The sequence below is a fragment of the Brochothrix campestris FSL F6-1037 genome (genome assembly GCF_000525915.1).
GTDB classification, from domain to species: domain Bacteria; phylum Bacillota; class Bacilli; order Lactobacillales; family Listeriaceae; genus Brochothrix; species Brochothrix campestris.
In genome coordinates, this window is record NZ_AODH01000114.1 from 1 (window position 1) to 392 (window position 392).

The following is a 392-nucleotide window of genomic DNA, read 5'->3' on the forward strand; positions in this document are numbered from 1 at the left end:
TTATCCACGAACAGATAGTGATTTAATTACCACGAGTGAGTTTGCCTACCTCAAAGAAAATTTAGAAGATATGAAGGCTTTATTAAATACAACGATTAACACTCCTCAAACAGAACCGAGAACACGTTACGTGAACAATGCAAAGGTGTTAGAACATTATGCGATTATCCCAACACAGAAATTACCGCTGTTAAATAAGCTCTCCGAAAAAGAAAAAAACATTTACGAAAGTATCTTAAAACACACACTCATGATGTTCATGGGTGATTTTTTGTATGAGCAAACAAATTTAACGTTAGAAGTGAACGGACTCAGTTTTAACGCTTCAGGTAATGTGCCTATGGAAAAGGGATGGAAAGCATTAACTAGTGATGAATCAAAAAAGGAAAAGA

General features: G+C 34.9%; 1 protein-coding gene. It reads left to right on the plus strand.

Annotated features, from left to right (window positions below; translation table 11 throughout):
- The coding region (locus tag BCAMP_RS12140) for a DNA topoisomerase (RefSeq protein ID WP_035315918.1) at positions 1-392 on the plus strand (392 nt) is incomplete at both ends.